The 23,077-nt window shown below is 63.6% G+C and carries 24 protein-coding genes; 19 read left to right on the top strand and 5 right to left on the bottom strand.

Translation table 11 applies throughout. The features are described 5' to 3' along the window. Nucleotides 1-10: 10 nt before the first annotated feature. Nucleotides 11-382, top strand: a complete 372-nt coding sequence (locus tag H7688_RS14910; protein ID WP_183361976.1) for a hypothetical protein — start codon at nucleotides 11-13, stop codon at nucleotides 380-382. After that, nucleotides 379-777 carry a protease inhibitor I42 family protein gene (locus H7688_RS14905; protein ID WP_183361975.1) on the top strand — a complete coding sequence of 133 codons (399 nt, stop codon included), beginning with the start codon at nucleotides 379-381 and terminating at the stop codon, nucleotides 775-777. Before H7688_RS14910 ends, H7688_RS14905 begins: the two co-directional genes overlap by 4 nt. A 15-nt stretch (nucleotides 778-792) precedes the next feature. On the opposite strand, the gene H7688_RS14900 is transcribed toward H7688_RS14905, so the two are convergent. The 5 genes from H7688_RS14900 to mqnB form a co-directional block, all read right to left on the bottom strand. Continuing rightward, nucleotides 793-1,893: a class I SAM-dependent methyltransferase gene (locus tag H7688_RS14900; protein WP_183361974.1), complete on the bottom strand. Its 1,101-nt coding sequence runs from the start codon at nucleotides 1,891-1,893 to the stop codon at nucleotides 793-795. Between the two features lie 302 nt (nucleotides 1,894-2,195). Then, nucleotides 2,196-2,669, bottom strand: coding sequence for a septal ring lytic transglycosylase RlpA family protein (locus tag H7688_RS14895; RefSeq protein ID WP_183361973.1), 474 nt, complete (start codon nucleotides 2,667-2,669; stop codon nucleotides 2,196-2,198). A 93-nt stretch (nucleotides 2,670-2,762) separates the two neighbouring features. Further along, complete coding sequence (locus H7688_RS14890; RefSeq protein WP_183361972.1) at nucleotides 2,763-4,976, bottom strand: PAS domain S-box protein; 2,214 nt, start codon at nucleotides 4,974-4,976, stop codon at nucleotides 2,763-2,765. Between the two features lie 84 nt (nucleotides 4,977-5,060). Further along, the gene (locus H7688_RS14885; RefSeq protein WP_183361971.1) at nucleotides 5,061-5,942 is read right to left on the bottom strand and encodes a 1,4-dihydroxy-6-naphtoate synthase; all 882 of its coding nucleotides are present in this window, start codon (nucleotides 5,940-5,942) and stop codon (nucleotides 5,061-5,063) included. A gap of 114 nt (nucleotides 5,943-6,056) precedes the next feature. Beyond that, a complete protein-coding gene (gene mqnB, locus H7688_RS14880; RefSeq protein ID WP_183361970.1) occupies nucleotides 6,057-6,794 on the bottom strand; it encodes a futalosine hydrolase in 738 nt (245 codons plus the stop codon). A 546-nt stretch (nucleotides 6,795-7,340) separates the two neighbouring features. Here mqnB and gspC point away from each other — a divergent pair. The 17 genes from gspC to H7688_RS14795 all read left to right on the top strand — a co-directional run bounded on the left by gspC (nucleotide 7,341) and on the right by H7688_RS14795 (nucleotide 22,995). Beyond that, nucleotides 7,341-8,228 carry a type II secretion system protein GspC gene (gene gspC, locus H7688_RS14875; RefSeq protein WP_183361969.1) on the top strand — a complete coding sequence of 296 codons (888 nt, stop codon included), beginning with the start codon at nucleotides 7,341-7,343 and terminating at the stop codon, nucleotides 8,226-8,228. 99 nt (nucleotides 8,229-8,327) lie between these two features. Continuing rightward, nucleotides 8,328-10,334, top strand: coding sequence for a type II secretion system secretin GspD (gspD, locus tag H7688_RS14870; protein ID WP_371873188.1), 2,007 nt, complete (start codon nucleotides 8,328-8,330; stop codon nucleotides 10,332-10,334). Nucleotides 10,335-10,353: 19 nt separating this feature from the next. Further along, nucleotides 10,354-11,916 (top strand): type II secretion system ATPase GspE, encoded by a 1,563-nt coding sequence (gene gspE / locus H7688_RS14865; protein ID WP_183361968.1) that lies wholly within the window; start codon nucleotides 10,354-10,356, stop codon nucleotides 11,914-11,916. Next, nucleotides 11,897-13,108: a type II secretion system inner membrane protein GspF gene (gene gspF / locus H7688_RS14860; protein ID WP_183361967.1), complete on the top strand. Its 1,212-nt coding sequence runs from the start codon at nucleotides 11,897-11,899 to the stop codon at nucleotides 13,106-13,108. The genes gspE and gspF overlap by 20 nt, the downstream gene beginning before the upstream one ends. A 183-nt stretch (nucleotides 13,109-13,291) precedes the next feature. Next, nucleotides 13,292-13,735 carry a type II secretion system major pseudopilin GspG gene (gene gspG, locus H7688_RS14855; protein ID WP_183361966.1) on the top strand — a complete coding sequence of 148 codons (444 nt, stop codon included), beginning with the start codon at nucleotides 13,292-13,294 and terminating at the stop codon, nucleotides 13,733-13,735. 80 nt (nucleotides 13,736-13,815) lie between these two features. Then, entirely contained in the window at nucleotides 13,816-14,361 is a 546-nt protein-coding gene (locus H7688_RS14850) for a prepilin-type N-terminal cleavage/methylation domain-containing protein (protein WP_281379503.1), read from the top strand. Continuing rightward, nucleotides 14,358-14,702, top strand: coding sequence for a prepilin-type N-terminal cleavage/methylation domain-containing protein (locus tag H7688_RS14845; protein ID WP_183361964.1), 345 nt, complete (start codon nucleotides 14,358-14,360; stop codon nucleotides 14,700-14,702). Before H7688_RS14850 ends, H7688_RS14845 begins: the two co-directional genes overlap by 4 nt. Continuing rightward, the gene (locus H7688_RS14840) at nucleotides 14,692-15,372 is read left to right on the top strand and encodes a type II secretion system protein GspJ (RefSeq protein ID WP_183361963.1); all 681 of its coding nucleotides are present in this window, start codon (nucleotides 14,692-14,694) and stop codon (nucleotides 15,370-15,372) included. Before H7688_RS14845 ends, H7688_RS14840 begins: the two co-directional genes overlap by 11 nt. Continuing rightward, the gene (gene gspK, locus H7688_RS14835) at nucleotides 15,369-16,298 is read left to right on the top strand and encodes a type II secretion system minor pseudopilin GspK (protein WP_183361962.1); all 930 of its coding nucleotides are present in this window, start codon (nucleotides 15,369-15,371) and stop codon (nucleotides 16,296-16,298) included. The genes H7688_RS14840 and gspK overlap by 4 nt, the downstream gene beginning before the upstream one ends. Then, entirely contained in the window at nucleotides 16,298-17,587 is a 1,290-nt protein-coding gene (gene gspL, locus H7688_RS14830) for a type II secretion system protein GspL (protein WP_183361961.1), read from the top strand. Before gspK ends, gspL begins: the two co-directional genes overlap by 1 nt. After that, nucleotides 17,584-18,129: a general secretion pathway protein GspM gene (locus H7688_RS14825; RefSeq protein ID WP_183361960.1), complete on the top strand. Its 546-nt coding sequence runs from the start codon at nucleotides 17,584-17,586 to the stop codon at nucleotides 18,127-18,129. Before gspL ends, H7688_RS14825 begins: the two co-directional genes overlap by 4 nt. After that, nucleotides 18,126-18,962 (top strand): type II secretion system protein GspN, encoded by an 837-nt coding sequence (gene gspN / locus H7688_RS14820; protein WP_183361959.1) that lies wholly within the window; start codon nucleotides 18,126-18,128, stop codon nucleotides 18,960-18,962. Before H7688_RS14825 ends, gspN begins: the two co-directional genes overlap by 4 nt. 139 nt (nucleotides 18,963-19,101) lie before the next feature. Further along, complete coding sequence (locus tag H7688_RS14815) at nucleotides 19,102-19,836, top strand: amino acid ABC transporter ATP-binding protein (protein WP_183361958.1); 735 nt, start codon at nucleotides 19,102-19,104, stop codon at nucleotides 19,834-19,836. A gap of 113 nt (nucleotides 19,837-19,949) precedes the next feature. Continuing rightward, nucleotides 19,950-20,768, top strand: a complete 819-nt coding sequence (locus H7688_RS14810; protein ID WP_183361957.1) for an ABC transporter substrate-binding protein — start codon at nucleotides 19,950-19,952, stop codon at nucleotides 20,766-20,768. A 518-nt stretch (nucleotides 20,769-21,286) separates the two neighbouring features. Next, on the top strand, nucleotides 21,287-22,171 hold the full coding sequence (locus H7688_RS14805) for a cytochrome c3 family protein (RefSeq protein WP_183361956.1): 885 nt from the start codon (nucleotides 21,287-21,289) through the stop codon (nucleotides 22,169-22,171). 114 nt (nucleotides 22,172-22,285) lie between these two features. Next, nucleotides 22,286-22,678: a DUF948 domain-containing protein gene (locus H7688_RS14800; RefSeq protein WP_183361955.1), complete on the top strand. Its 393-nt coding sequence runs from the start codon at nucleotides 22,286-22,288 to the stop codon at nucleotides 22,676-22,678. Between the two features lie 5 nt (nucleotides 22,679-22,683). Further along, nucleotides 22,684-22,995, top strand: coding sequence for a YtxH domain-containing protein (locus H7688_RS14795; protein WP_183361954.1), 312 nt, complete (start codon nucleotides 22,684-22,686; stop codon nucleotides 22,993-22,995). Nucleotides 22,996-23,077: the final 82 nt, after the last annotated feature.

Below are 23,077 nucleotides of genomic sequence, written 5' to 3'. Positions count from 1 at the left end.
GGAGGTTCACATGAAGAAGTCTCTGAAGGGAGCCTTGCTCTCCGCGCTGGTCTTCCCGGGTCTTGGCCAACTCTGGCTGAAACGGCGCCTCTCGGGTACCGTGCTCCTGCTGACGACGCTCGCCGCACTTGCGGTTATCTCTGCGAAGCTCACGGACCGGGCATACCGCATGGTGGAACAGGCTGAGGCGGAGGGGGGTGCGGTCGACCTGTTCGCCGTAGCACGGGCAGCCCAAGCTGCCAGCTTTGCCGATCGCTCCATCCGGGTTGCCTGGCTGGTGCTCATGGTCGCATGGTTGGTCGGGGTACTGCATGCCTACCTGGCAGGGAAACAACTGGAACGGGAGCAGCAGGAGGAGCGGCAGGAAGGGGGTGGGCGATGATGAGGGGAAGTCTGCAGTCGCTGGTACTGGCGGTGCTGACCCTATCCTGTATCGCCGGGGGCGGTGGAGGCGGGGGCAGGGTGGCCATCGACCAGGGTGCCGCGGGATCGACGGTGCGGCTGCGGCAGGGGCAGCTGCTCGTCCTCTCGCTGCCGGGAAATCCGGCCACCGGTTACCGGTGGGAACAGCTCCCGGGTGCCGAACCGGTGCTGACGCCGCAGGAGGACCCGCACTATACCCCGGCCGGCGATCTGGTCGGCGGAGGAGGCTCGTACCGGTTCACCTTCCTCGCCCGGCAGGGAGGTCGTGTGCCGCTCAGGTTCGTCTACCGGCGCAGTTTCGAGAAGGATCAAGCGCCGGCGCAGAGCTTCGAGGTGACGGTAGTGGTCGAATAGAAAATCGGGCAGGGCTCAGGGGAGCGGCGCGTCCGGCCTCAACCGCAACAAGAACAGGGCCTCGCAGAACTCCCCCGCCAGCTTGCGCTCCGATGCCGAGAGATCGCCGGCGCGCACCGGCCTGCGGAAACGGGAGAGAAAACGGCGGGCGGCTCCGTCGAGCACCGGGTTCTCCCGGCCCAGCCTGGGCGAGCACTGCACGCTGCCAAAACTGAACGGTCCCACCACCCCGGCCAGGCAGGGGTTCAACAACAGCCGCGCCTCGTCCGCATCGGGTGCGGCCCCCTTGGTCCGCCGCCCCAGGTAGAGTACGAAGTTCCCCGGAGAACGCCTCCCCTGTTCCATCCTCTTGATCCTCACCACTTCCTGCTGCACATCCTGAAGTGCCTGACGATGCGCGAAGAGCAGCGGTTCCAGCGAGGACTGCTGCACCAGGTCCATGAACGGCTCGATGCGGTAGGTGCGCACCTGCGGGTGCAAGAGGGCATCGGCGAGGCCGCTACGCTGGGCCACCTCGTGGGAAGCGTCCGAGAAGCGGCGCAGCCGCGACTCCGGCGCCGAGCGGGCGATGAGCGAGCGGACCCCCGCGACATCCTGGATTTTGAGCAGGCGCAGGGCGCGGCGGATCGACTCCTCCTCGCGACGGGTATAGCTGCTGTACACCATCACCCGCATGATCCCCCCGGGTGCCAGCCGGGCAGCCAGCGCCCGCAGCCCCGCCGCCGGATCGGCCAGGTGGTGCAGCACCCCGTAGGCATCGATCAGCCCGTATTCGCCGGTGAGGGTAGCCGGGTCGCACAGGTCGCCGGCCCGGAACTCCACCCCCCGCACGCCGTGCAGCAGGCAGTGCAGCCGGGCCCGGCCCAGGCTTCGGGTCGAGAGATCCAGCGCGGTTATCTCGGTGGCGGGATTGGCGAGACCGAAGGGATAGGGGGCGAAGCTGCCGCAGCCGGCTATGAGGATGCGCCGGGCGGCCTTGTGGGGAAGCTCGCCGTTGAACCGGGACCAGATTGCGGAAAGGTTGCTCGCGTAGGTATCGCAGCGACGGACCGAGGCCAGAAGCGGATACTGGGGATAGGGGTACAGCTCGTAGTGGCGGCGTACGGTTTCGGACATGCCAGTAACTGTAACAGCTCGCCGCCCGCGGTTCAAGGGCTCACGCTGCGAGATGGGCAACCAGACCTGCAGATTGATTGGAATCCCAGGGACTGCATCTCCCCTCCCTTGACGGGTGGGCCGGGGAGTGGGTGAAGCTGCCCTCGGCCGTGATGTGGCGCCTTCTCCCTCACCTTGGCCCGCTCCCGCAGGGGGGGCCCCAGGTGACCCGATCTGCCGAAACGCGCTGCGCACAAAAAAAGGCCGGGAGGTTGTCCCGGCCTTTTTCCTTCTGTTCGCCCAGATTGTGTAGTGCTGCTTGCCTAGGATTCCTCTTCGGTCAGCGGGATGATGGCAACTTTCGCCTTGCCCGCGCCAAGGAACCCCAACTTTCTTGCCGCAGCCCGCGATAGATCGATGAACGGGGTGCTTTTCTTGGCGCAACGGTCGTTTACCACAACCGTCACTTCCTTGTCGTTGGCCAGGTTCCTGACCAGAACCTTGGTGCCCAGGGGGAGACTGTGGTGAGCCGCTGTCATCCCTTCGGGCTGGTACCGTTCTCCGGAAGTGGTCCTCCTTCCGTGGAACTTCTTCGCGTAGTATGAAGCGATGCCTACCAGTCTCTTGACCAGCGAAGGCTTCTGCTCCGGTACTACGTTCGTTGCCGCTACCGGCGTTTCTACTGCATGTTCTACTGTCTTTTCTGCTGCCAGCAGGGGAAGCGTGTGGACCGTGAGGAGCATCAAGCAGATGGCGCCGATACGCGCCAGCTTGCCGCTCCACTCGAGTGATGCCATGCGCACCTCCTTTGTTGGGCGAGGCATTCCTATACCACTTATCACCTGCCAAGTCAAGGAAGAATACGGCTTTAGCGCCGCAAGTGCCCGGTTTTACGTGGGTTTATTGTGCACCTTGTGCAGCGGGGAGGACTTCCCCTGGACCAGCCGCGGCTCGCGGCGCCTGACGTTGGTGGTGTCGGTGATGATGACGACCTCCCGGGTGGAGCCGTCCACCTCGGCAGTCGGGAAGGCGTAGCGGTTGAGCACCAGCCACCTGCCGCTGCTCTGGTGGAAAAGCTCGGTCCCCTGGGCGTCCAGATGCTCCTTGAGCCCCGACTCGTCGAGGAACGAGAGGCACTCGCGTCCCACGATATCGCGGTGTGCCTTGCCGGTGAAGGTCTCCACGGCACGGTTGAAGCGCCGGATGCGCCCCCACTGGTCGGCGAGGATGAACATGTCGCTGATGCAGTCCATGGTCTCCTCCCACTCGCGACGGATCCCTTCCATCTGGTGGAACAGGTTCTTGAGCTCCTCGTGCTTCATGTAGAGCTTGGCGTCGCTCTCCAGGAGCTCCTTTTCCAACTGGCGCTGGTCGGTGACGTCCCGGGAGATGGCGATCAGGCAGGCTTCTCCCTGGTACTCGATGACGTCGGCGGACCAGAGCAGCTCGCGGATCTCGCCGGACTTGACCCGGAAGCGCACGTCGAGGTTGCGCACATGGCCGTACTGGTTCAAAAGCCTGAGCATCACCATCCGGGATTCCGGATCGGCCCAGAGTTTGAGCTCCACCGAGCTGTGCCCCACCACCTCGTCACGGGTGTAGCCGGTCATCTCCTGGAAGGCCTCGTTGACGTCGATGTAGGTACCGTCTTCGGCGCGGGTGATCACGATGGAGTCGGGGCTGGCATGGAAGGCCTTGGAGAACTTCTCCTCGGAGTTGCGGAGGGCCTGTTCGGCCTCGATGCGCCAGGTGATGTCCTGGGTGGTCCCCACCATGCGCAACGGCTTGCCCTGTGCGTCGTAGGTCACCTCGGCCCGGGAGGAGAGGCTGCGCACCGCGCCGCCGGGGAGCACGATCCGGTAGTCGATGCCGTAGGGCTTCTTGTTGTACAGGGAGTCGTTCACCGCCTTGATGAACTGCTCCCGGTCATCCGGGTGCACCGCGCGCAGCACCGCGTCGTGGGTCGGGGTGATGGCCGGATCTACCCCGTAGATGCGGTAGACCTCCTCGGACCAGCTCAAAACGTCGGAGACCACGTCCCACTCCCAGTTCCCCAGGCTGGCGATACGCTGGGCGAGCGCCAGGGTGGTGCGGCTCTGCCTGAGGGCGTCTTCCACCCGTTTCTGCGCCGTTATGTCCACCAGGGAGATGATGGTCTCACGTGAATCGGCAATGGCAGCCCAGTTCCCCACCACCGGGATCAGCTCGCCGTGACGGTTCTTGATGCGCAGCTCGAAGCAGCTCTGGCGCACCCCGGTCCCGGACCAGCGCAGCGTCCGCTGGCGCAGCATCTCCTCGCGGTTTTCCTCGGTGAGAAAATCGGTCCAGCGCATGCGCCCCTCGAGCTCTTCCCGGGTGTAGCCGGTGAGGATCTCGAAACCGCGGTTCACCTCCTGGAAGATCCCGTCGGGGAGGGTGATGGCCATGGCGGAACCGGTGTTCTCGAAGATGGCGCGGTAGCGCTGTTCGGATTCCTTGAGCAGGGTGGCCTGGCGCCGGGTCGCGGAGACGTCCCGCGCCAGGTAGAGCACCCGGTCCACGCCGATCTGGGGATCGACGATCGGATGGAAGGAGACCTCCTCGAAGACGACCTCACCGTCCACCCCGCGGTAGCTCACCTCCGTCGAGGTCGCGGCGCCGCTCGCCACGCACTGCGCCAGAAGGCTCAAGACATCCTCGGGGGCGCGGCGGGCCTGGATCAGCTCGGAAAAGCTGCACCCTATGACCCCGCCGGACTGCGGCCCGTAGCTTGCGGCAAAGACCTGGTTCGCGCCGGTGATGCTGAGGCTTTCCGTGTCAACCACGCAGATGGCATCGTTGGCGGATTCGAAGAAGATGCGGGAGAGTTCGTCGGACTGGCGCAGGGATTTTTCCACGCTGCGCCGCCCTTCGGCGTACAGGGTGATCACCAGGAACAGCGCCGCCAGGACCAGCGAGCTGAAGGAGCGCATCCAGATTTCACGCGGCTCCTCGATGAACAGCTCGTTGAGGAAGCTTCCCTGGGCGAAGAACGCCGCGTCCATCAGGGCGTCTCCCACCCAGAACAGGGCGAAGAACCCGATGGCACACGCGATCAGCTTTTTAAGGGTGGCCGGTTTCGGCATCGAGGTACGACCTCCAGAACTGACAAACAGCACCTGCGCCCTCTTCGGCAAAACTCACCAGAACTTGATGCATATCAGGCTGGATCAGGAAATAAAGAGCGGCCGGCTGCCGGGTTTCATGATGCCGGCCTGGGCCGCCCGCTCCAGGAGCACGCGTACCGCCGTCTCTCCCTCGGCCCCGAGGTTCACGGAAAAGTCGTTGACGTAGAGCGAGATGTGGGCATCGCAGACCGCGTCGCTCATCTCCTGCGAGTGGGCACGGATGTAGCCGCGTGCCGCACCCGGGTTGGCGAAGGCGTGACGCACGCTCGCGGTGAGTGCCTCCTCGAGGGCGAGCAGCACCTCGCGCCCCAGCGAGCGCCTGGCCACGATCCCCCCCAGGGGAATCGGCTGGCCGGTGCTCTCCTCCCACCACTGCCCGAGGTCCACCAGCTTGGTGAGACCGAGCCCCTGGTAGGTGAAGCGGGACTCGTGGATGATCACCCCGGCCGCCACGGAACCGTCCGCCACCGCCGGCATGATCTTCTCGAAGGGGAGATAGACCAGGTTCTCCAGGGACGGGTCGAAGAGCCTCAACAGCAAGGCCGCCGTGGTGTACTCCCCCGGCAGTGCGATCGGCCGGTCCTTGAGCCGGGCCGGGTCGAGCTGGGTGCGCGCGACCAGCAAGGGGCCGCAGCCGCGCCCCAGCGCCCCCCCGGAGCGCAGCAGCAGGTAGTCCTCGAGGACGTGCCCCAAAAGGTGGTAGGAGATCTTGGAGACGTCGAGCGCTCCCGCCAGCACCAGGCGGTTCAGGGTCTCCACGTCTTCCAACCGGGGGGTGAAGCCCAGTCCCGGAGAGGGAACCAGTCCGTGCACCAGGGCGTTAAAGATGAACGTATCGTTGGGGCAGGGAGAAAATCCGAGGGAAAGCTCACTGAGAACCGGCTTTGCCTCGGTCTCGGTCTGCGGTGCAGTAGCTGTCGTCATGTATCAGTCCGTTGAAAATTTCGATCGTCCGGAACCTGGTCCCGTATCGGCTGCTGTCGGCACCCACCGTCACTGAATCGGCGATCTTCTAAAACAGTTATGATATCACGAATATCAGGAAGAGGAACTGTAAAATTGAAGAAACTTTATCAGAAACTTTTGTACTTCGGTAACGGCAAGCTTCAGGTTCCAGCGGGAGAGGTCGCGGTCTTCCACGAGGTTGCTTATGCCACGTACTTCGAGAAACGGTATGTCGTAGATGAAGGCGACCTGTGCCAGTGCGGCCCCCTCCATGTTCTCGCAGATACCGGGATAGCGTCTGGCTAGTTCAGTACCGTGCTCGGCGGTGCCGCTGCAGGTAGAGACGGTGTGGAAAGGGCCCAGGGCGACCCGGTATCCCTCCCGCCGGGCAAGCTCCAGCGCCTGGTGCGCCGCCCCTGCTGCGAGCGGGACCTCGTTGAAGATGCGCGCGTCTCCCCTGACCGCTGCCGGTATGCCGATGAGGTCGAGTCCCCGCCACCCCTGGGGGGTCTGCACCCCCTCCTCGGGAAAGCACTCCGCACTGGCTACCGCGAGGTCGCCCACGACAAGGCCGCTGCCGGCCATGGCGCCGCCGCAACCGGTATTGATCAACAGCCGCGGCGCGCAGCGCTCGACCACCAGCGTGGCGGCGCAGGCCGCATTCACCTTGCCGATGCCGGTAACCGCCAGGATGACCTCACCCGCCCCCGAGGGGGCCGCGGCCCGCCACGCCTTGAGGTGTCCCAACCCGGCCAGCGGGGCACCCCCCAACTGCTCAACCAGGAGGGCAAGCTCCATATCGGTGGAAGCGGTCAGCACTATCGGCTTCATTACAGGCTCCGTCTTTGGAGATTAAAAGGATGGCCGAGTGTACCACGTCGACCCCAAGGTGTCCAATATGACGACGTTACGGTGTCAAATACCTAACGCCTGTCAAAATTCCCGACAGGAGCGCACCGCCTCATGAGAGACATCTTCCGACGCAGCGGCACGCCCCGGGGCACCGAGGCCAGGAACGTTGGCAACACCTGGCAGCGCAGGCGGGACGTTATTGCCTGCCTGACTGCCGGGCTGCCAACGAGACAACCCCATGAGAAAGCAGGTGACCGTCCGTCTCATGGGCAGGAGTTTTCGGGGCGCAGCAACGGTCAGAGGGGGGCGCCAAGTTACAGGAACGGCATGGCTTTTGCTGCTGCAGGGGTTTGTCTGTGGCGGGGGGTGGCGGATTCAGGGGTACTGCGGGAGCCCCGGGGTGTCTTGCCGCGGCGGGCCTTTCTGCGGCACACAGGGTGCCGGAACCCGGATTTTCAGTTGCATAACTACCGGCCATCTAATATATTCAGACAGTTTCAGCGACCTCAACAAAAGGGCTACTTCATGCCGCGGTGGATACTCCCCACAAACATAGTTCTCGGCGTACTGGCGATCGGTGCCCTGGCCCTGATCGCCGCCGACCTGGTGAGCTTCAAGATCTCCTCACTCTACCCGCGCAGCGCACAAAACAGTGCCGCCCCGAGCGCACCCGCCCCGGTCGCCGAGGACCTGCAGAGCTTTGCGCCGATCCTCGAGCTGGGGCTCTTCGGCAAGGCGACCCAGGGGAAGCTGACCCCGATCGCGCAGGCGCCGGCCCAACAGCCGGGGGCCCAAGCCGCGCCGCCGGCCGCCTCGGTGGGCGACCTGATCCTTCTCGGCACCGCGGTCGGCTCCTTTAGGGAAACCTTCGCGCTGGTGCAGAAGACCTCGAGCCACGAGGAGCGGGTTTTCCGCCTGGGCGAGACCGTCTTCTCGGCCGGTCCGCTGGTTTCCGTGAAAAAGGACGTAGCCGAGATCCAGGTGAACGGGAAGCGGGTCAAGATCCTCACCCCGAACGCGGTAGCCGAGGCGAGCGCCGCACAGCCGGCACCGGCAACAGCGGCGCCGGCCAGCGGGGTGTCCTCGACCGGCGGCGGCAACTTCATCATCGACCAGCGCGCCCTGAACGCGGCCCTGGACAACATCGGCCAGGCCATGACCGACGCCCGGCTCTTGCCGAGCATGAAAGACGGCAAGGTGGAAGGGTTCCGCGCCTCCGAGGTGAAGCCGCAGGGGATCTTCGGCACCATCGGCATCCGAAACGGCGACGTCCTGTTGCGGATGAACGACTTCCCCATCGACTCCCCGGAGAAGGCGATCCAGTCCTTCGCCTCCCTGAAGGGGCAGAGCCGGATCAAGCTCGACATGATCCGCGACGGCCAGCCTACGACCTTTAACTACGACATCAGGTGAGGCAGGCTGAGGTTGCACCTCGCCTCGGCCTGTTTGCCCGGCTACCTGATTTATCTCAACCCAAACCTCAACCTTAACCTGTCTTTCGGGGGGTTTTACTTGAAATCTCGATTCGCGCGCATCCTGACCCTGTTCATGTTCCTGATCATGGCGCCCAACCTGGCCCAGGCCAAGGGGGTGGTGCTGAACTTCACCGACGTGGACATCGCCACCATGGTCAAGTTCATAAGCGACCTGACCGGGAAGAACTTCATCATGGACGACCGGGTCAAAGGCAAGATCTCGGTCTTCTCCCCGGCCAAGCTCTCCAACGAGGAGGCCTACAACGTCTTCACCTCGGTTTTGGAGCTGAAGGGCTTCACCGTGGTGCCGGCAGGCAAGGTGATGAAGATCATCCCGACGGCAGCCGCCAAGCAGTCCGGCATGCGGGTCTTCACCGACGGCGAGAAGAGCGTCGTCAACGACACCTACCAGGCGCGCGTGATCCCGCTCTCCCACATCGCCCCCCAGGACGCGGTGACCTTCCTGCAGCCGCTGGTCTCCAAGGACGGCCAGATCTCCGCCTTCGGCGCCGCCAACATGATCATGGTGGTGGACTCGGCGTTCAACATGCAGAAGATCCTCGGCATTCTCAAGTACATCGACAGCGACCAGCCGCGTGAAGGCGCCGAGTTGGTCTTTTTGAAAAACGCCGGCGCCGAGTCCGTGGCCACCATGGTCAGGGACTGGCTGGGTGGCAAGGGGACGGCCGCCAAACCTGCGGGGGCTCCCGGGGCGGCCAGCGTGGCCGGCGGCGGCGCGAGCGCCACGGTGGTCGCCGATACCCGCCTGAACGCGCTCATCGTCTTCGGCAGCGAGCGCGACAAGGCCGACGTGAAGAAGTTCGTGGCCATGATCGACGTGGTCCCCCCCACCACCAGCAGCAAGGTGAACGTGTACTACCTGGAAAACGCCGAGGCGACCGAGGTCGGCAAGGTGCTGGACGGGCTCATCAAGGGGTCGGCAACCGCCGGTGCCGCGCCGGCCGCAGCGGCCGCCGCACCGCAGATGGCCCTCTTCGAAGGCGGCAAGGTGAGCATCACCCCGGACAAGGCGACCAACTCGCTGGTGATCCTCGCCTCCCCGAACGACTACCAGAACATCCTGGGCGTGATCCAGAAACTGGACCGCAGAAGCCGTCAGGTCTTCGTGCAGGCGATGATCGCCGAGGTCTCGCTCACCAAGGCGAAACAGCTCGGCGTACAGTGGGCCTTCCTGGGCGGTGCCAGCACCGGCTCGGTCTCGGCCGGCGCGACCTACGACCCGATGGGGGCCACCACGTCGCTGGCCACCTCCCTGGCCACCCTGACCTCGGCAGGCATCACCCCGGACCTCGGCGTCTTCAAGAGCCCGGCCAACTTCGCGGTGGCGCTCCAGGCGCTGCAGACCAACGGTGCGGTGAACGTGCTCTCCACCCCCAACGTGATGACCAGCGACAACAAGGAGGCCGAGATCTTCGTGGGTGAGAACGTCCCGTTCCTCTCGGGGACCAACCTGACCTCCACCGGCCTTTCGCAGCAGTCCATCGAACGGAAAGACACCGGTATCATCCTGAAGATCAAGCCCCAGATCAGCGAGGGGGACTACGTCAAGCTGGACATCTACCAGGAGATCTCCGCGGTGAAGGATTTCGGCACCGCCACCAGCCAGAACCTGGGGACCACCAAGCGTTCCGCGAAGACCTCGGTCGTGGTGAAGAACACCGACACCGTGGTGATCGGCGGCCTCATCCAGGACAAGGACCAGGTGACCGAGAGCAAGATCCCGCTTTTGGGTGATATCCCGGGGCTTGGCTGGCTCTTCAAGACCAAGAGCACCACCCGCGACAAGACCAACCTCCTCATCATGCTCACCCCGCGCATCATCAAGGACGCCCGCGACATGGCTGAGGTCTCGGTGGGCGAGAAGAACAACTTCGGCGATGCGGTGAAGCACGACACCCCCATCGACATCGACCTGATGATCAAGGAGCAGATGCTGAAGGACCAGCGCTCGCTCAAGGAGAACAACCAGCCGGTAGTCGCCCCGGTGCCGCCGGTCGTGGCCCCGGTGTCCCCCAGACCGTAGAGGAACGGATCGATACCCCATGGCAGATACTGTTGACATAGAGCAGATAGCGAAGCGGCTGAACCTCCCCTTCCAGGCGGAGATCGACGACGCCACGGTGGACGGGGCGCTGGTAAACCGCATCCCGCTCAATTTCGCGCGCAACAACCTCCTCTTGCCGCTGCGCGAGGAGGACGGCGTCATCATCGCCGCCAGTGCGGACCCGGCGAACCTTTTGGCCATCGACGAGCTGGCCGGCCTCTTCGACGCCGAGGTCTCGGTGCAGGTCGTCCCGAAGCCCGTCCTGATCGACGCGGTGAACCGGATCTACTCGCGCCTCTCCGGGAGCGCCCAGGAGGTGGTCGAGGAGCTGGAGGGTGAGGAGCTCTCCTCGGTGGCGACCTCGTTCAACGAGCCGCGCGACCTGATGGAGCTCACCGACGAGGCGCCGGTGATCCGGCTCCTCAACTCGATCCTGTTCCAGGCGGTGAAGGAGCGCGCCAGCGACATCCACATCGAGCCCTTCGAGCGCGAGCTGGAGGTCCGCTTCCGCATCGACGGCCTGCTCTACAAGATGCTCTCGCCCCCCAAGGTGGTCCAGGAGGCGCTCACCTCGCGCGTGAAGATCATGGCCGGGCTCAACATCGCCGAGAAGCGCCTGCCGCAGGACGGCCGCATCCGCGTCAAGGTCGCCGGCCGCGACGTGGACATCCGCGTCTCCCTGCTCCCCACCTTCTTCGGCGAGCGCGTGGTCTTGAGGCTTCTCGACAAGCAGCGCGGCATCCTGTCGCTCCGGGAGATCGGGCTTTCCCAGCAAAACGACGCCTACATGGAGCGGGTCCTTTCCCGCACCAGCGGCATCGTGCTGGTCACCGGCCCGACCGGTTCCGGCAAGACCACCACGCTCTACGCGGCCTTGAGCCAGATCAACTCGCCCGAGAAGAACATCATCACCGTCGAGGACCCGATCGAGTACCAGCTGAAGGGGGTCGGGCAGATCCAGGTCAACCCGAAGATCGACCTCACCTTCGCCAACGGCCTGAGGTCGATCCTGCGCCAGGACCCGGACATCGTGATGATCGGCGAGATCCGCGACGCCGAGACCGCCGAGATCGCCATGCAGGCCTCGCTGACCGGCCACCTGGTGCTCTCCACCCTGCACACCAACGACGCCGCCACCGCGGTGACCCGACTGATCGACATGGGGATCGAGCCGTTCCTGGTGGCCTCCTCGCTCTCCACCGTACTCGCCCAGCGCCTGGTCCGGGTGATCTGCCCGCACTGCAAGGAGTCCTACGCACCCGAGCGCGACTACCCGGGGATCCAGGTACCGCCGGTTCTCTACCGCGGCCGCGGCTGCGAGAAGTGCTTCAACCTGGGGACCATCGGCCGGATCGGCATCTACGAGCTCCTCCCCATCGACTCCGAGATCTGCTCCATGATCATCCGGCGCACCCCGGCCGGCGTCATCAAGGAGTACGCCATCTCCAGGGGGATGAAGACCTTGCGCGAGGACGGCCTGGAGAAGGTGCGCCAGGGAGTGACCACCATCGAAGAGGTCCTGAGGGTAACCCAGGAAGACTATGCCGACCTATCGCTATAGCGCCTTCACCTCCGGCGGCGCCGAGGTCAGCGGGACCGTCGACGCGCCGACCCAGAACGAGGCCCGGCTGCAGTTGAAGCAGAAGGGGCTCTTCGCGAAAGAGATCGCCTCCGCACAGGACGCCCCCGCCGCGAAGCAGCTCTTAAGCCTGAGCTCCAAGGTGAGCGTGCCGGACCTCTCGCTCGCCACCCGCCGGCTTGCCACCCTTTTGGGGAGCGCGGTGCCGGTCTACGAGGCGGTGGCGACGCTTTGGGAGCAGGAGGCCCCCGGGGAGCTGAAACGGGTGCTGGGACGGGTGCGCGACCGCTTGGCCGAAGGCAAGGGGTTGGCCCAGTCGCTGGCCGAGGAACCGGCGGTTTTCTCCGAGAGCTACGTGGGGATGGTGGCCGCCGGCGAGGCGAGCGGTGCCCTGGAAGTCGTACTGGAGCGCCTGGCCGAGTTCCAGGAGGACCAGGCCGAGGTGAGAAGCCGGGTGACCACGGCACTTGCCTACCCGATCCTCATGGTGCTGGTGGGGGGCGGGGTGATGCTCTTCCTGCTCGCCTTCGTGGTCCCCAAGATCGTCGCGGTCTTCCAGGAGAGCAAGGCGACGCTCCCCTTCATCACGCTCTTCTTGATCCAGGTGAGTAACCTGGTGCGCAAGGGGTGGTGGTTCCTCATCATCCTGGGGGTGGCCATCAGCTTCGGCTTCAAAAAGCTGGGGAAGCAGGAAGCCTTCCTGCAGAAGCGCGACCGGTTCCTGCTCAAGCTGCCGCTCATCGGGCAGCTCTGGCAGCGCCTGATCCTCTCGCGTTTTGCCAAGGTGCTGGGACTTTTGCTGGCAAGCGGCGTCCCCATCATCAAGGCGCTCGAGATCACCGGCGAGGCCGTGGTGAACCGTGAGTACAAGAATTACCTGGCCCAGGCGCGCGAAGCCCTGATCCAGGGGGGAAGCTTCTCCGGAGCCTTGAAGGGGAGCGTGCTCTTCCCGCCGCTCTTGACCCACATGACCGCGGTCGGCGAGAAGAGCGGAGAACTGGACCAGATGCTCATCAAGGCGGGTAACGCCTTCGAGAAGGAATTCAACGCGAACGTCACCCGCGCCATGGCGCTTTTGGAGCCGCTGCTGGTCTTGGGGATGGGGTTGTGCGTCGGCTTCGTAGTGCTCGCGGTGCTGCTCCCGATCTTCCAGTTGAACCAGCTGGTGAAGTAGCCCAGTAGGGTTCGGGGTGAGGGGGAAGCCTGCAGCGGCAACCCGGTCACTTCGTGGCAGCCCCCCCTGCCCCCTCCCGTCAAGGGCGGGGGAGTTGAGGGATCACAGAATCCAGGCGATCGAAGGTTTCGCCCATTGAACCGTTTTCAGAAACTTCACACCATCTTTTTGAGAGGTCCCTGCATGTTCAAGAACCTGAAAGACAGCCGCGGCTTTACCCTGATCGAACTCATGGTCGTCATCGTCATCCTGAGCCTTCTGGCCGTACTGGTCGGGCCGAAGATCATCGGCCGCAGCGACGACGCGAAGGTCGCCGACGCCAAGGTGCAGATCCGCAACATCGAGACCGCTTTGAAGCTCTACAAGCTCGATACCGGCAACTTCCCCACGACCGAACAGGGGCTGCAGGCGCTGGTCACCAAGCCGACCACCGGCAAGATCCCGACCAACTACAAGGCGGAAGGGTACCTGGAAAACAAGAACGTTCCCAAGGATCCCTGGGGCAACGACTACAACTACCTCTCCCCGGGCGAGCACGGCGACTACGACCTCTACTCCTTCGGGGCCGACGGTGCCCGCGGCGGTGAGGGGAAGAACGCCGATATCGAAAGCTGGAACCTGAAGTAGGCGGCAAACCCATTCCAGATTTCTCCCCCCGGCAACGGAGCGCTGAAAGGATCCGGACGGCAGTCACAGGAGCAGCGAAGCTGTTAACCGCACCATCTCCAACTAAACGCGGGCGCCGGCGCGAGGCCGGCTTCACCATGATCGAACTGATGGTGGTCATTGTCATCCTGGCAATGGCCGCCGCCGTGGTGGTCCCGCGCCTCCCTTCGGGGGAAGCGACCAAGCTGAAGAGCTCGGCCCGCAACCTCGCCTCCGGCATCAGGTTTCTGAACGACCAGGCCATCATCACCAAGCAGACCTACCGTTTGAAACTGAACCTCACCGAGGGGAGCACCAGCATCGTCAGGCTGACTGCCATCGGCGACGAGGTGGCGCCTGATGACCAGTTCATGGGCCGGCGCCTGGTGGAGGAAGGGATCAGCATCGAGGACGTCACGGTTCCGCGCCTGGGAACGGTAACCGAGGGGGAGGTGGAGGTACCGTTCGGCCCCGGCGGGAGCCCGGACCTGATCACCATCCACCTCAAGGGGGGCGAGGCGCGCTACACCATCATCGCCTACCCGTCGGGCGGCAAGGTGCTGGTACAGCAAGGGCGCCAGGAAGTGGGGCAGGAGAACGCATCATGAGGGGCTTTACCCTGCTCGAGGTGATGATCGCGCTCGCCATTGCAGCCGGCGTGCTGCTCACCGTGATCTCCTCGGTCAACTACCACCTCTCCATCGTGGGACGCGACAACGAGGAGACCGCCGCGGCCCTGGTGGGGCGGGCCAGGCTGGATGATCCCGATTTCGACAAGTCCACCGAGACCAAGGGGAACTTTGCCCCGGAGCACCCGGACCTTAAGTGGGAGCGGCAGAAAACCGAGACCCTGGTCCCGGGCTTGAGCCAGATCCGGCTCACGGTGAGCTGGGACGACGACAAAAAGAAGATCAACCTGGTGAAGTACGTGGCGACCAATGCTCGATAACAAAGGTTTCACCCTGATCGAACTGCTGGTCGCGCTGGCCTTGCTGGTCATCCTCACCGGGGCGCTCTACGGTACCTACTTCTCGGTCACCGCGGCCCGCGAGCGCGGCGGCCAGCGCATGGAGTCGCGCCGCGAGATCTCGGCCACCCTGGGGGGGCTGCACAACGAGATCGCCTCCGCCTTCTTCAAGCAGGGCTCCGGTCCGGCACCCAGCAAGCCCGGGTCCACGCCGGGGAGCAGCACCGGCGGCAGCACAAGTAGCGGCTCGAACAGCAATCTCCCGAGCATGCTCTTCGTCGTCGAGGATCGCGACAGTTTCGGCAAGCCCGCCTCGACGCTCGCCTTCACCTACCTGGCGCCGCCCCGCTTGACGTCTGCGCCCACCTCGGACCTGACCCTGGTGAGCTACACGGTCAAGGAGAAGGACGGCGTGCTTACCCTGAGGCGTGAGGCGCGTGACCCGTACCTGGAGACCACGGTGAAGAGCACCCCCTACCCGGTGATCGAGGTGATCGAGGGGTTCCAGGTGGAGTGTTACGACGGTTCCAAGTGGGTGAAAACCTGGGACACCGCGCTCAACAACCGGATCCCCAAGACGGTCCGGGTGACCATCACCCTGAAAGGTGGCGAGGTGTTCCGCACCGTGGCGTCGCCGGGGTACCAGCCATGAGAGGCGAGCGGGGCTTCGCCCTGGTGATAACGCTCATCGTGACGGCGCTTTTGGTGGCGCTCCTGGCCGAGTTCGTGAACGAGGTCTACGTCGACACCTCGCACAGCCACAACTTCGTCGCCTCGCAGCAGGCCTCGATCCTGGCGGAGTCCGGCATCCAGGGTGGCTACCAGCTCCTGCAGTACTCGGCACTTTTGCGTGCCGGTGCCAGCTACAGCGCGCTCACCGAAAAGTGGGCCCAACCTTTCAGCTACGACACCGGCGACGGGACGGTCACGGTCACCATCGAGGAGGAATCCGGCAAGCTCGACCTGAACGCCGTGGTGACCGAGAACGGCAAGTACCTGGATGGAGCGGAGGTGGCGCTGCGGCTCTTCAAGAACCTCAAGCTGTCACCTGATCTCGTTGACGTCATCATGGACTGGGGCGATCTCAACGACGCCCCGAATCCGGCTGGTGCGGAAACCAGCTACTACAAAACACTCAAGGCTCCCTACAAGGCAAAGAACGGGAAGTTTTACACGGTCGAGGAACTTGGCCTGCTCAAAGGGTTCACCCCCACCATCGTCGCCAAGCTGAAACCGTTTGTGACGGTCGGCAACGGGAGCAACCAGGTAAAGGTCAACATCAACACCGCCCCGAAAGAGGTACTGCTCGCGCTGGACGAGAGCATGACCGAGGACCTGGTTCAAAGGATCCTCGACTACCGGAAGACGACCCCCATAAAAGCTGCCGATGTGAAGAACATCACCGGGCTCGACAGGGTGTACAACAGCATCAGCCTGAAGATAGGGTTCATGGGCTCCTTGTACCGCATCCATTCCGAGGGGAAGGTGGGCGACAGCATCGCCGTCGTCGAGGCGGTGGTACCCGTGAGCGAAGGCACCGGTATCCCCACGTCCACGATCTACTGGAGAGAATACTGATGGATATTTTGATCGTAGCCTTAAAGCGCGACGAGCTGACCCTGGCCAGCTTCCGTCCCAAACGCGGCGGCGTCAGCTTCCTCGCCGCCGAACGCCATCCGCTTGCCGGGGACGAGCAGGAACTGACCCGGCTTTTGGAGGCGGCGGCGCGGGTACCGGGCGAGCGTCGCGTGGTGCTGGCGCTCCCCGCCTCGCAGCTCTTCATGCGCGAACTGGAGCTGCCGCTCACCGACCGCGCCAAGGTGCGCGAGCTGCTCCCCCTGGAACTCAAGGGTGAGACCGCCCTCGACACCGACGATCTGAGCTTCGATGCGCTGCAGTTGGCGACCGGCAGGTTCCTGGCGGTCTGGGGGCGCAGCAAGGAGATCCAGGAGAAGATCGAGCTCCTGAAGGGGGCCGGCCTGGAACCCGAGGCGGTGACCGCGTCGCTGTACCACTGGGAGAAGATCGCGCCCGCCGCCGGTACGGTCGCGGTGACCGACGGCGACGCCCTGGCGGCCTACCGCGACGCGAAGCCGATCTACCTGAGGGCCTTGCGCCCGGGAAGCGGGGACACGGAACTGGAGCGCACGGTGGCGGCCCTCGAGGTGGCCCACGGCGTCAAGGTGGAGCGGACCATCTCCTTTGCCCGCACGAGCCCGGAGCGCGGCGTGCTGGCCCAGGCCCGACCGGCGCTCGCCGAGGCCTTTGCCGACGACGCCCACGCCGCCCACGACCTGGCCGGCGCCTACGCCGTGGCAGCGTCACTCGCCGACGGGAGCCTCCTCAACCTGCGCCGTGGCGCACTCGCCTACACGGCCGGCACCCAGAAGCTCTACCGCAAGTTGCGCCTCACCGCCGGCCTCGCCGCCGCCGTGATTCTCCTGGTCTTCGCCGAGAGCGGCGTCCGCTTCGCCCTGGCCAAGCGCGACCTGAGCTCCCTGGACAAGTCGATCCAGGTAATCTACAAGGACGTCTTCCCCGGCCGCAAGAAGCCGGTCGACGAGGTCGCCGAGGTGCGCGCCGAGATCCGCAAGCTGGAAGGGGCCAAGGTTTCCAGCAACACCCTGAAGTTCTTCAAGGAGCTCGCTATCGCCAAGGGTGACGGGGTCACCGGGTTCTACGAGACCGAGCTGGACGGCGCCGAGGTGCGCCTCAAGGGTGAAGCCCGCAGCTTCCAGGCCGCCAACGACTTCAAGGGGCGCGCCGCAGCGCTGGTGGACGGCGCCGAGGTAACCGACATCAAATCGCGTCCGGATGGCAGCGTCACCTTCTCCTTCCGCGGCAAACTGAAGGGGGTGGCACAATGAAGCTCTCAGAAGTGAGCGAGGCCTTCCAGAACCTGGACAGCCGCACCAGGACCCGGCTCGGGGTGCTGCTCGCGGTGCTGCTCGTGGTGATCATCGGGCTTTCCACCCTGAACGCCCGGATCACCGCCCTGGAAAAGAAACGGCGGGCGCGCGAGGCCGACCTGACCGAACTCATGAAACTGCGCCAGCGCTACCGTGAGGCGAGCGCGGGGAGCCAGCGCGTCAGTAACCGGCTCCAGGCGGTGCGCCCGGACGACTCGCCGGCCAAGGTCATCGAGGAGATCGGCATCAAGGGGCGCAACAGCCAGGTGAAACCGGTGAAAGGCGCGGAAATCCCCGGGTTCGTGGAGGATGCCGCCGAAGTGAAAATCGAGGGGCTCTCCGCCAATGAGGCGACCAACCTGATCTACCGCCTGGAGAAGGGGACCCGCCCCATCACGGTGAAGAAGGCCGCCATCCGGCAGCGCTTCGAGGATCCCAGCAAGCTCGACGTCACCCTCACTATCGCCCTGATCAAGCCGGCACCCGCGGGGAGCAAATGAGGCGGCGCGCCCTCTACCTTGCCCTCGGCATCCCCGCGGGACTGCTCCTCTTCACCTACCTGACCCTGTGCTTCGTCCCCAACGACGCCCTCAAGGGGGTAGTGGTGCGCGCGGCGGGCAATGCCGGTTACACCCTGGACCTTGCCGGGTTCGGCAAGGGATTCCCGCTGGCCGTCAAGGCGCGCGGTGTCGAACTCTCTTCGCAGCAGGGGCTGCTCATCAAGGCAGCCGACGTCCGGGTCGGGCTCGAGCTGCTGCCGCTATTCATCGGCAAGCCCCGGGTCGCCTACCGGGGCAACATCGGCACCGGTGAGTTCTCCGGGACCGTCACCCTCGGCAGGAAGCCGGGCTGGAGCATCCTCGCCAAGGGGATCCGCCTCGAGGACATCCCATTTTTCGGCACGGTTGCCGGGGCCCGGGTGCGCGGTGACCTGCGCCTGACCGGCGAGGTGGCCAGCGTCAAGGGGGCCCCGCAGGGGGAAGTGCAGCTCCAGGTGCGCGGCGCCGAGCTCGCCTCGGTGAAGCTGGGCGAGATGCCGCTTCCCGACGCCACCTACCAGGACGTGCGCGGCGCCTTGAGCCTCGACCGCGGCCAGGCCCACCTGAAGAGCTTCACCCTGACCGGCGACGGCATCTACGTCAGGCTCAAGGGGGACGTGAACCTCGCCACCCCGCTCGGGGACTCGCCGCTCAACCTGACCCTGGAGATGATGCCCAAGCCGGAGTTCCTCGATCGGCAGAAATTCGTTTTCCTGATGCTCGTCAAGTACCTCACCTCTCCCGGCGCCTACACCGTCCCGATCCACGGGAGCCTCGCCCACCCTGCGCTTTAGTGTAGGCGGTATATCAAAACAAAGTTTGAGTTTTCGAAAAAAGTTAGTTGATATGCGCGGTGGCATCCATTACTATGTCTAATGAAGTCACCGCGTTCGCGTTTTTAAGAACGAGGCGGGCCGCCTCGAGGAGCAGACCATGATCCAGTTCATCGGCGTCCATAAATGGTTCAAGAAGCTCCACGTCTTAAACGACATCAACCTGCACGTGAAGCCCGGCGAGGTGATGGTGGTCTGCGGCCCCTCGGGAAGCGGCAAGTCGACCCTGATCCGCACCGTGAACCAGCTGGAGCCGATCGACAAGGGACAGCTGATCGTGGACGGCATGGACCTGGCCGACAAGAAGACCAACCTCAACAAGCTGAGAGCCGAGGTGGGGTTCGTCTTCCAGCAGTTCAACCTGTACCCCCACCTCTCGGTGCTCTCCAACATCACCCTGGCGCCCATCAAGATCCGCAAGACTCCCAGGAAGGAGGCCGAGGAGCAGGCCATGAAACTCCTCGAGCGGGTGGGACTCGCCGAAAAGCGCGACTCCTATCCGAGCCAGCTCTCCGGCGGGCAGCAGCAGCGCGTCGCCATAGCCCGCGCGCTCGCCATGAAACCGCACATCATGCTCTTCGACGAGCCGACCTCGGCCCTCGACCCCGAGATGATCGGCGAGGTGCTCGCGGTCATGCAGGACCTGGCGCAAAGTGGCATGACCATGGTGGTGGTCACCCACGAGATGGGCTTTGCCCGCGAGGTGGCGCACCGCGTGGTGTTCATGGATCAGGGGATCATACTGGAACAGGCCGATCCGGAAGAGTTCTTCAAGAATCCCCAGCACGAGCGTGCCCAGCAGTTCCTGAGACAATTACTCTCGCCCATGCATTAACTGCTGGAATTTTGTCTTCGAAAAGGGTAAGTAGACTGTGTCAGCGGGAACAGCAGTGGTTCCCGCTCTCTTTGTTCTGTCGCTGCACTAACTAAACCACAGGAGGAAACACGATGAAGAAACTGATGACGTTCTTGGCTGCGGTCGCCCTGGTTGGCTCGTTCGCACACGCCGCTCTGGCCGCCGGGGACACCCTGGCCGAAGTGAAGAAGAAAGGTGTGCTGGTCTGCGGTGTCAAGGACTCCCTGCCGCCGTTTGGCTACGTCGACGAGAAAACCCGCGAGATCGTGGGCTACGACATCGACTTCTGCAAGGCCATCGCCAACAAACTGCACGTCAAGCTCGAACTGAAGCCGGTTACCTCCGCAAGCCGTATGCCGCAGCTCATGGAAGGCAACATCGACATGATCGCCGCCACCATGACCAAGAACCCGGAGCGCGCCAAGCAGATCGACTTCAGCCACACCTACTTCCTGACCGGCCAGAAGTTCATCACCAACAAAGGGAAGGTGAAGAGCCTCAAGGACCTGGAAGGGAAGAAGATCGGCACCGCCAAAGGCTCCACCTCCGAGCAGAACGTGAAAAAATCGATCCCGACCGCTACCGTGCTCTCCTTCGACGACTACCCGCAGGCGTTCCTTGCCCTGCAGCAGGGTAAGGTTGCCGCCGTCACCACCGACGAGTCGATCCTGGCCGGCATCCTCGGCAAGGCCCCCAACAAGGCCAAGTTCGAGATCCCGAACCTGCAGATCTCCGAGGAGCCCTACGGTCTCGGTATGCGCAAAGACGACAAGAACTTCGTGGACTTCGTGAACAAGACCCTCCTCGAGATGGAGAAGAAGGGTGAAGCCAAGAAGATCTTCGAGAAGTGGTTCGGTCCGAAGACCCAGACCCCGCTCAAGCGCACCTTCAAGATCACTGCTGACAAGTAACGAGCATCGGGTCGAGGTTAAGGTTGAGGGTGTAAGCCCTCGCCTTAACCTCGACGTGTTTTCCAAGCAGTCGATACCTTCCCCCCGCCCCAGTCCCTGCCAAGCCCCGCTCCCCTCCCCACCCCGGTACCGCATCAGCTCACCTCGACGAGTTTCCGCCATTAAGACTCAGGAACTTCTTTTCGCCATCCTCCCGCTACGTCACCAGCCCCGGCTCCGCAAGAACTTAGTTTCGACAACGACAGGACGCTCCCCAAATGCCGCAGCGTTTCGTCCGGTTTCGCGATTCGAACATGCTTCCAGTCAGCTGAGCAGTCACTACTTCGCACAGGCTACTAGGGCGACACCTTAGCCGACGTGGAGCTGGTATAGGCAGGAACTGGCAGAACTGCCTCTTTTTGTCTTAAAAACCGGAAAATCAAGGGGGATTCTATCAGGCAAGTGTTGACAAGGAACCTCAAGACGTTATATAAATCCATGCTTATAATTAACTTCGTTTTACCACCAAGGAGGGGGCAATGAGAGTAGCACGAGTACTAAATCTTCTTTCGGCAATTTTTCTGTTCTGCTGTATTGGAACGGCCGTGGCCGCTGACCCTGCACAAGCGCCGGCAACCCTGACCAACGCCGACTGCGTCAAGTGCCATGAAAAACCGCCCAAGGACATCGCGACCAACGGCGGCAAGCACAAGACCGAAGTCACCTGCCAGGACTGCCACCAGGGTCACCCGCCCAAGGTGAAAAAGCCGATCCCCCTCTGCAGCCAGTGCCACGACGGCAAGCCGCACTACAAACTCCAGGGCTGCCTGAACTGCCACAGCAACCCGCATACCCCGAAGGTGATCAAGTTCGGCAACAACGTAACCGATCCGTGCCTCACCTGCCACACCCCGCAGATCGAGAAGCTGCGCACCTTCAAGAGCAAGCACTCCGCCCTCGCCTGCTCCTTCTGCCACAACGTTCACGGCCGGATTCCGGACTGCACCCAGTGCCACAAGTCGCACTCCACCGAAATCGTGCAGAAAGACTGCAAGGCCTGCCACCAGGCTCACATGCCGAAAGAGGTGACCTACAAGTCCGACGTTCCGTCCAAGTTCTGCGCCGCCTGCCACAAGAAGGCCTTCACCCTCTTGACCGCCAGCACCTCCAAGCACAGCAAGCTGGCCTGCGCATACTGCCACAAGGACAAGCATAAGACCGTTCCGGCCTGCACCCAGTGCCACGTGAAACCGCACCCGGCAGCCATCATGGCCAAGTTCCCGAAATGCGGCGAGTGCCACAGCATCGCCCACGACCTGAACCACTGGTCCGCTCCGGCCGCCGCTTCGGCACCGGCTGCTGCTCCGAAGGCTCCGGCTGCTCCGGCTGCCAAGAAGCCCGCTGCCGCACCGGCCAAGAAGTAACCCTTCTTTTGCACCTCTCGGGGAGGCCGGGTTTCCGGCCTCCCCGAACCGTTTGTCCCTTCCACCACTGCTATCGAAAACCCTGGCAAAGAATCGCTGTTAAGGGAGGAACGCATGCTATTTCTGGAGATAACCTCGGCAGTGACGGCGCTGACGCTGGTGGTTCTGGCGTTCTGCTTGATCCCCGTCCTGCTCGAACTGAAACAAACCGCAATTTCGCTGCGTACCTTCTCCGACACGCTCCAGCTCGAGCTCAAGCCCCTCATCAAGGACCTGCGCGACACCGTGGCCGACGTGAAGGTGGTGACCAACTCTGCCGCGGCCAATGCCGACGGGATCAACCTGTTCATGGAGGAGCTGGGGCACGCCGGACACAACATCCGCATGATCAACCGGGTGATCGGGGTCGCCTCGACCATTGTCTCTGGTTCTTCCAGTTGGCTCACCGGAGCGAGAGTTGCAGGGCAGTTTATTGCTGATAGACTACTTAAAAAAAAGGGGGGGTAACTGCCATGTCTGATGATAACAACAACGCAACTATGACGATGCTGCTGTCTTTTCTCGCTGGTGCTGCTGTAGGTGTAGGTACTGCACTTTTGTTTGCACCGAAGACCGGCGAAGAGATGCGCGGCAAGATCAAGGATCTGGCCGATGATGCCGTAGAGAAGATCAAAGAGTACGCCACTGAGGCTCAGGACAAGATCAGGGCGAGCTATGAGGACGGCAAGGAAGTCGTGCTGGAAAAGAAGAGCATCATCACCTCCGCCATCGAAGCCGGCAAGGAGGCGATGGAGCGGGAGAAGGAAAAACAAAAGGCCGTCTAGCCGGTCGTGTTCCCTGAAAAAGCCCACTTCGGTGGGCTTTTTTTGTGACCGGTGCGCAAGCGGGCTGCAGCACCCGGAGCGC

The organism is Geomonas limicola, from assembly GCF_014193675.1.
GTDB lineage: Bacteria > Desulfobacterota > Desulfuromonadia > Geobacterales > Geobacteraceae > Geomonas > Geomonas limicola.
Note: the sequence above shows the minus strand (reverse complement) of the source record. Positions and strands in the feature narration are given on the sequence as shown.